The organism is Vibrio sp. FF266 (assembly GCF_041439695.1).
Lineage (GTDB): Bacteria > Pseudomonadota > Gammaproteobacteria > Enterobacterales > Vibrionaceae > Vibrio > Vibrio tasmaniensis_A.
In genome coordinates this window covers 1-6,394 of record NZ_JBGOOO010000076.1, presented here as the reverse complement: position 1 = coordinate 6,394, position 6,394 = coordinate 1, and the positions used below count along the sequence as shown (strand labels likewise).

The 6,394-nt window shown below is 42.9% G+C and carries 5 protein-coding genes and 4 tRNA genes; 6 read left to right on the top strand and 3 right to left on the bottom strand.

The window, feature by feature from the left end:
• Nucleotides 1-756: 756 nt before the first annotated feature.
• Together pssA and ACED59_RS23845 are read right to left on the bottom strand one after the other, a co-directional pair.
• Entirely contained in the window at nt 757-2,097 is a 1,341-nt protein-coding gene (gene pssA, locus ACED59_RS23850) for a CDP-diacylglycerol--serine O-phosphatidyltransferase (RefSeq protein WP_017096507.1), read from the bottom strand.
• Between the two features lie 91 nt (nt 2,098-2,188).
• Nucleotides 2,189-2,620 (bottom strand): GNAT family N-acetyltransferase, encoded by a 432-nt coding sequence (locus ACED59_RS23845; protein WP_017096508.1) that lies wholly within the window; start codon nt 2,618-2,620, stop codon nt 2,189-2,191.
• Between the two features lie 66 nt (nt 2,621-2,686).
• On the opposite strand from ACED59_RS23845, the gene murB reads away from it, so the two are divergent.
• Nucleotides 2,687-3,733, top strand: coding sequence for a UDP-N-acetylmuramate dehydrogenase (gene murB / locus ACED59_RS23840; protein ID WP_029223747.1), 1,047 nt, complete (start codon nt 2,687-2,689; stop codon nt 3,731-3,733).
• Nucleotides 3,730-4,695, top strand: a complete 966-nt coding sequence (gene birA / locus ACED59_RS23835; RefSeq protein ID WP_017096510.1) for a bifunctional biotin--[acetyl-CoA-carboxylase] ligase/biotin operon repressor BirA — start codon at nt 3,730-3,732, stop codon at nt 4,693-4,695. Before murB ends, birA begins: the two co-directional genes overlap by 4 nt.
• A gap of 7 nt (nt 4,696-4,702) precedes the next feature.
• On the opposite strand, the gene coaA is transcribed toward birA, so the two are convergent.
• Nucleotides 4,703-5,626, bottom strand: a complete 924-nt coding sequence (coaA, locus tag ACED59_RS23830) for a type I pantothenate kinase (RefSeq protein WP_009844725.1) — start codon at nt 5,624-5,626, stop codon at nt 4,703-4,705.
• 209 nt (nt 5,627-5,835) lie between these two features.
• Between coaA and ACED59_RS23825 the strand changes: the two genes are divergently transcribed.
• The 4 genes from ACED59_RS23825 (at nt 5,836) to ACED59_RS23810 (ending at nt 6,243) form a co-directional block, all read left to right on the top strand.
• A tRNA-Thr gene (locus tag ACED59_RS23825) sits at nt 5,836-5,911 on the top strand.
• Nucleotides 5,912-5,955: 44 nt separating this feature from the next.
• Nucleotides 5,956-6,040 (top strand) — tRNA-Tyr (locus ACED59_RS23820).
• A 39-nt stretch (nt 6,041-6,079) separates the two neighbouring features.
• Nucleotides 6,080-6,154 (top strand) — tRNA-Gly (locus ACED59_RS23815).
• Between the two features lie 13 nt (nt 6,155-6,167).
• Nucleotides 6,168-6,243, top strand: a tRNA-Thr gene (locus ACED59_RS23810).
• The last annotated feature ends 151 nt before the right edge of the window (nt 6,244-6,394 follow it).

Sequence of the window (6,394 nt, the reverse complement as noted above, 5' to 3'; positions counted from 1 at the left end):
CGTCCACTCCGCCACTTATTAGAAAAGCCCTGCTAGAAATAGCAGGGCTTTTTTACATTTGAAAAAGTGTCTTGCTGTTATACCAATCCGGAAAGTTACTGATCAGGTTTATCCAATCTTTTCTGCTCATTTTGGTGACGCGATCTTTGCACTCAAGAAATCCATTCCAAGCGCGACAAACCTTGGAAACAATGTCGTTATAACCAGTGAAACTTTGATTTGCTAGATCATGTTTTCGCAACCAACTCCATCCATAATAAAGACTGCATGACGTCCTTTTTCAGTAGCCTTAGATATCTGCTCTAAGTGATTTGTCATTATGTCCTTGTTAACCCAAAGAACCACTGTTGTTTCATCAATTCCTACCGAACCAAATAAACGTATTCAAATTGCTGTTGTTTTACCACACGAGGCCTCGTTTCACGAGTCGCCCAAAGACGTGTAGTTGTGTTCTGTTGACCAAACCTAGCTTCGTCTTGAAACCAGACATCAACACACTCTAGCCCAATATGACCGGGGATCTTAAGGACCGTTTCTATTTTGATTTTTTTTAATCGTCTTGGATTTGCTGTGATTGCTTGGGGTGTTTGGAGCGAGAAGTTATCCAAGAAAAGCCCATGAGGTCTAGGAGATAATAGATAGAATTCGGGTGGTGGTACTTATCAACGATTTTCACGATTTAGTCATTTATATCGCAGATACAAAAACGCCTAGCGTATGCTAGGCGTTGATAAATAGTGTTTCTAATACATCCGACTACAGTATTTGCTTAAGCACTCTATCGGCTTTCACACGAGTGATCTTACGAATCAACTTCTGAACTTCCATCGGGTAGCTCTCTACCTTATCTAACTGCTTATAGGTACAGATAAGCTGAGTGTGTTGAAGGATATTATCCACTTCAGCCTGAAACTTGTCTGTTAGGTGATGGTAGTTATCTTGGATAAAGATGCCGTTCTCTAGATCCAACTTCCATGCGCGAGGGTTTAGGTTATTACCTGTTAGTAGCATGTAGCGCTTATCTACCCAAATACCCTTTAGGTGGAAGCTGTTGGAATCGTGTTGCCAAAGTCGAATTGATAGATTACGGCTAGCAATATGAGCCTCATTCGCTTTAGCGAAACGACGTAAGTTCAATTCGTAAAGGTATGGAAGACCACCAATCGTTTTAAACTCTTCTTCTGGTGAGATAAAGAAATCATTCGCTGTCTTATCGCCAACAACAATGCTGACCTTTACGCCACGCTTAAGCGCTTTCTTCACTTCTTTAGCTAGGCTAGGTGGGAAGTTGAAGTAAGGTGTGCAGATAAAGATTTCATCTTTAGCTTGAGCTACGAGTTGATTGATTCCTTGATTCAGACGGTTACGTCTTTTACCGATACCAACTAATGGTGTTACAGCAACTTGGTCTGCTGAAACCTCTTGACCATCGAATTGATACTGAGACCTTGCTAATGATGCACGAAACTGACGAATAGCTGGTTTCAGTTCTTTGGTCGAAGGCTTGTTCTTATCAGCCAGGTCATAAACAGCGCTGTCCGCAACCATCTGTTCGTGTACGTAGGTAAACATTGAATCAGCAAGCGCTGCGTTGTTTAAAACATGGTAACGATCAAAGCGATAGCGGTCATGGTAATTCAGGTAGATATTGTTGAGGCTTGCACCGCTGTATATCACGCTGTCATCGACGATAAAGCCTTTTAAATGCAATACGCCAAAGACTTCTTTGCCGCGAACTGGAATGCCATAGACGGGTACAGAGTGCTGATATTTTTCTGCAAACTCTTTATACATGGCTGCATTGCCTTCAGAAGACTCTGCACCAATCAATCCGCGCTGCGCTCGGTGCCAATCGACACAAACGCTTACGTCTAATTCTGGATTCTTTTGCTTTGTTTCATATAAGGCAGTTAGGATTTCACGGCCAGCCTCATCATCTTCAAGATACAAAGCGACTAAACTAATACGAGTCGTTGCGCGAGATATCTCATCAAGTAGACGAGTTCGAAACTCTTGCGCTGATAGTAGTACTTCAAACTTGTCAGGATTCTGCGCTATGGTTGGCAACTGTATGAATGGATTCCTACTGGCAATCATATTGACTGTTTTACCTTAAAAATATGCAAAATTGCGAACCTTTAATTTTACCAAAGGGATAGCATCAAATACTAGATAATCGAGGCATTCTCTAACAATTTTGCTGATAATGCATAGGAATGAGATCTTTTCCGCTATTCGAATAGCGCTCGTATAAAACTCTTAAACCATTTGGCAGATCTTTAGGCTCTACCTGTACGAATTTGTGTCGCGCGTAAAAATTGGTGAGATGAGCGTACGCAAAGCAGTAATCGTCTTCCGTAAGTGCATGTTGCGCACAATAATCCATAAGTTTGGAGCCTAATTGCTTACCGCGATGTTGTTTTGATATCGCCATTCCAGTAAGTAAGCGATTATTTTCTATTGTACGAAAGCGCACGACACCGCACAGCTCGTTATCCAGTAATAACGAATAGATCAGTTCACTTTTATTAGCTTTTCCCGTTGGGTAATGTTCTTTATAGAAACGTTTAACTAGGGGAACCTTTACTGGGTCTAATTGGGTAATGATGACATTGTTCATTCAGTCACTGCGCCATTGGTTTATCTGCTGTAGAATGACTGCAGTGTAAGTTAATTGAATATCGCCATGCAATTCCATCTCAATGCTAGTTTAAAAAATGTTCATACTTTTTCCATAGATCAGACGTGTGATACGTTGGTTGAAGTCACCAATATCGAAGAATTAATTTCCGTTTACAGAGACCCTAAATGGTCAGCTTTACCTAAGTTAATACTGGGTAAAGGCAGTAATATGCTTTTTACTGAGCACTTCGCTGGTCTGGTCATAGTGAACAAATTATCCGGGATTGAGTTGACCGAGACGGATAGTCATCACCTACTGCATGTTAGTGGGGGGGAAGATTGGCCACACTTAGTTGAATGGAGTGTGGATAAAGGGCTCGGTGGTCTAGAAAACCTAGCAATGATACCTGGCTGTTCAGGTTCGGCCCCGATTCAAAATATTGGTGCGTATGGTGTTGAGCTACAAGACGTATGCGAGTATGTCGATATCCTGTGTCTGGATACTTATACAGTTAAGCGATTGAGCAAAGAAGAGTGTCTCTTTGGTTACCGAGATTCTATTTTCAAGCACGCTCTCTACGATAAAGCGATTGTTGTTGCGATTGGTTTAACGTTGCCGAAAGAGTGGGAGCCATGCAATCACTATGGCCCGTTAAAAAGCCTAGCAGCCGATACGCTCTCTCCTCGTACTATATTTGATGAAGTATGCGCTATCCGTTCAAGTAAGTTGCCAGACCCTAGAGTCCAAGGTAATGCGGGCAGCTTCTTCAAAAACCCTGTGATCACCAAAGATCATTTTGATCGCCTGTTTGCTCTATACCCAAACATTGTAGGCTATGAGAGCAATGACATGATCAAAGTCGCTGCAGGCTGGCTGATTGATCAATGTCAGTTCAAAGGCGTGACAGAAGGCGGTGCTCAAGTTCACCCAAACCAAGCATTAGTTATCATCAATTATGATAAGGCTTCTGCTGTGGATATCCTTAAGCTTGCAGAGCGAGTACGTCAGTCTGTCTTGAATAAATTCGATATTCGACTGGAACATGAAGTGCGTTTTATGGGACGAGACTGCGAGACAAACCTAGACAAGGCTTTGGAGTCATTGGCATGAGAGAACACAGTACCAAGCTTGCACTATTGAGATGTCTTGCTGACGGTGAGTTTCATTCAGGTGAAGCTCTAGGTGAAATGATTGGTGTATCACGAGCGGCTATCAGCAAGCACATTAAAGGTATTCAAGACTGGGGGTTAGATATCTACCGAGTTCAAGGCAAGGGCTATAAGCTAGCTAGCCGTTTAGATATGCTTGACGAAGACAAATTGTCTGTTGTTAGTCGTGATGCTTCTCTTGAACTCATTCCAATCATAGGTTCAACAAACCAACACCTATTAGATCGTACTAACATCCTCGAATCGGGTTCTGTCTGTATTGCTGAATATCAAGCTGCGGGACGTGGACGCCGTGGACGAGAGTGGGTATCGCCATTCGGTGCAAACCTCTATCTTTCAATGTATTGGAGACTCGACGCAGGGATGGCTGCCGCTATGGGCTTGAGCCTTGTGGTTGGTGTCGCTGTTGTTGAAGCTTTGGAAGAGATGGGCGTAGAAGGTATAAAGCTCAAATGGCCGAACGACCTTTACCACAATGACAAGAAGCTCGCTGGTATCTTGGTAGAGCTGTCAGGACAGTCTGGTGGCGCTGCTCATATTGTGATTGGTTTAGGGCTAAACTTATCCATGGATCCAACAACATCAGGTATTGGCCAACCGTGGACTTCTCTTAAAGAAGTGTGTGATGGGAAGGTGCCCGATCGCAATCAGTTAGCGCAGGCTCTGATCAATGCCTGGGATAAGTCTCTTGTTGATTATGAGTTGAAAGGGATGTCGAATTTTGTAGAGCGTTGGAATCGCTTTGATAATTTCTTAGGTCGCAATGTTAGGTTGATCATTGGACCTAGAGAAATTGAAGGTGTTGTTCAAGGCATCGATGAACAAGGTGCTGTATTACTCAAAACTGAGAATGGTATCGAGAGCTATATCGGCGGAGAGATATCGCTAAGAAAAGGCGATTAAGGTGTTACTATTTTCTTAGTAATACTTCTTCAACCATATGGTCTGCGCCTTTACGTAGAATCAAGTGAGCCCTTTCTCGTGTAGGAAGGATATTTTGTTCTAGGTTCAAGCCATTAATTGAACTCCAGATACCTTCCGCTTTATCCAGTGCCGCTTGGTTCGATAATTTTGTGTAATGACTAAAGTAAGAGCCAGGTTTGGTAAACGCGCCATCGCGGAATTTCATAAAGCGATTGACGTACCACTCTTTGATTTGTTGGCTATCAGCGTCAACATAGAGAGAGAAATCAAGGAAGTCTGAAATAAACACGCGATGTGGCTCGTGTGGATCGTTCATGCCTGTTTGCAAGACATTAAGTCCTTCAATAATAAGCACATCTGGTAGGTCGACACACTTAACGTCATCAGTAATGTTGTACGTAAGATGCGAGTACACGGGAGCCGTGACATTTCTCTTGCATGCTTTTACATCCGAAACAAAGTTCACTAAACGCTTAATATCGTAAGACTCCGGAAAGCCCTTTTTACTCATCAATCCTTTTTCTTCTAACACCTCATTTGGGTATAAGAAGCCATCGGTTGTCACTAGCTCAACTTTTGGGTGGTTCTCCCAGCGAGAAAGTAGGGCTTTAAGCAGTCGTGCAGTTGTACTTTTGCCCACAGCGACACTTCCAGCAATACCGATGATAAAAGGTGGTGCTTTCTCGTTTTTATCCAGGAATTGATGGAGTACTGAGTTTCTATTCTGTCTGGCTGCCACATAGAGATTTAATAGGCGAGAGAGCGGCAGGTAGATCTCAACGGCTTCCTCCATTGTGAGCTTTTCATTGATGCCTTGAAGCTCTTTTAAGTCGCTCTCAGAAAGTGTCATCGGAACTAAATTCCTTAGCTCAGACCAACGTTCGCGGTCAAATGACATAAATGGGCTCATATAAACTCTATAGTGGATAACAAAACAAGTGCATGGAAAATACATCAAGCGATAGATAAATAAAATATCTTCCTGTACTAGATGTGGGTTAAAGGCAGAAACCTTGAGCTAAATAGCCGTATATAGGAATTTGATAGGAGAATTTTTCACTTTTTTTCAATTTACTATTGCAAGGTGGAAAATCATTCAATAAAATGCGCCCCACTTGTGCCGACTTAGCTCAGTAGGTAGAGCAACTGACTTGTAATCAGTAGGTCACCAGTTCGATTCCGGTAGTCGGCACCACTTTCTCCCTTTCTTTAAGGTAAGCGAGAGAAAGCTCAAAATTTGGAGGGGTTCCCGAGTGGCCAAAGGGAGCAGACTGTAAATCTGCCGGCACTGCCTTCGATGGTTCGAATCCGTCTCCCTCCACCATATTCTAAAGGTTAAATAGCTCAAACAGAGTTACGTGTTGCGTGCATCGTATAATGGCTATTACCTCAGCCTTCCAAGCTGATGATGCGGGTTCGATTCCCGCTGCACGCTCCAACTCATTTTGTGTGCTGATATAGCTCAGTCGGTAGAGCGCACCCTTGGTAAGGGTGAGGTCCCCAGTTCGACTCTGGGTATTAGCACCAGTCAAAAGCTTCTTCTCCTTTAATAAAGAAAACCATTTTTTTTGGTTGCGTGGTCTTATTTTAAGCCACCTAATCCGTACCTAGAGGGACACCCCATGTCTAAAGAAAAATTTGAACGTACGAAACCGCACGTAAACGTTGGTACTATCGG

What these genes read in the sequence shown, in the direction of transcription:
- murB (WP_029223747.1), top strand. Translation starts at nt 2,687, where the DNA reads ATGCAATTCCATCTCAATGCTAGTTTAAAAAATGTTCATACTTTTTCC.
- ACED59_RS23845 (WP_017096508.1), bottom strand. Translation starts at nt 2,620, where the DNA reads ATGAACAATGTCATCATTACCCAATTAGACCCAGTAAAGGTTCCCCTA.
- pssA (WP_017096507.1), bottom strand. Translation starts at nt 2,097, where the DNA reads ATGATTGCCAGTAGGAATCCATTCATACAGTTGCCAACCATAGCGCAG.
- coaA (WP_009844725.1), bottom strand. Translation starts at nt 5,626, where the DNA reads ATGAGCCCATTTATGTCATTTGACCGCGAACGTTGGTCTGAGCTAAGG.
- birA (WP_017096510.1), top strand. Translation starts at nt 3,730, where the DNA reads ATGAGAGAACACAGTACCAAGCTTGCACTATTGAGATGTCTTGCTGAC.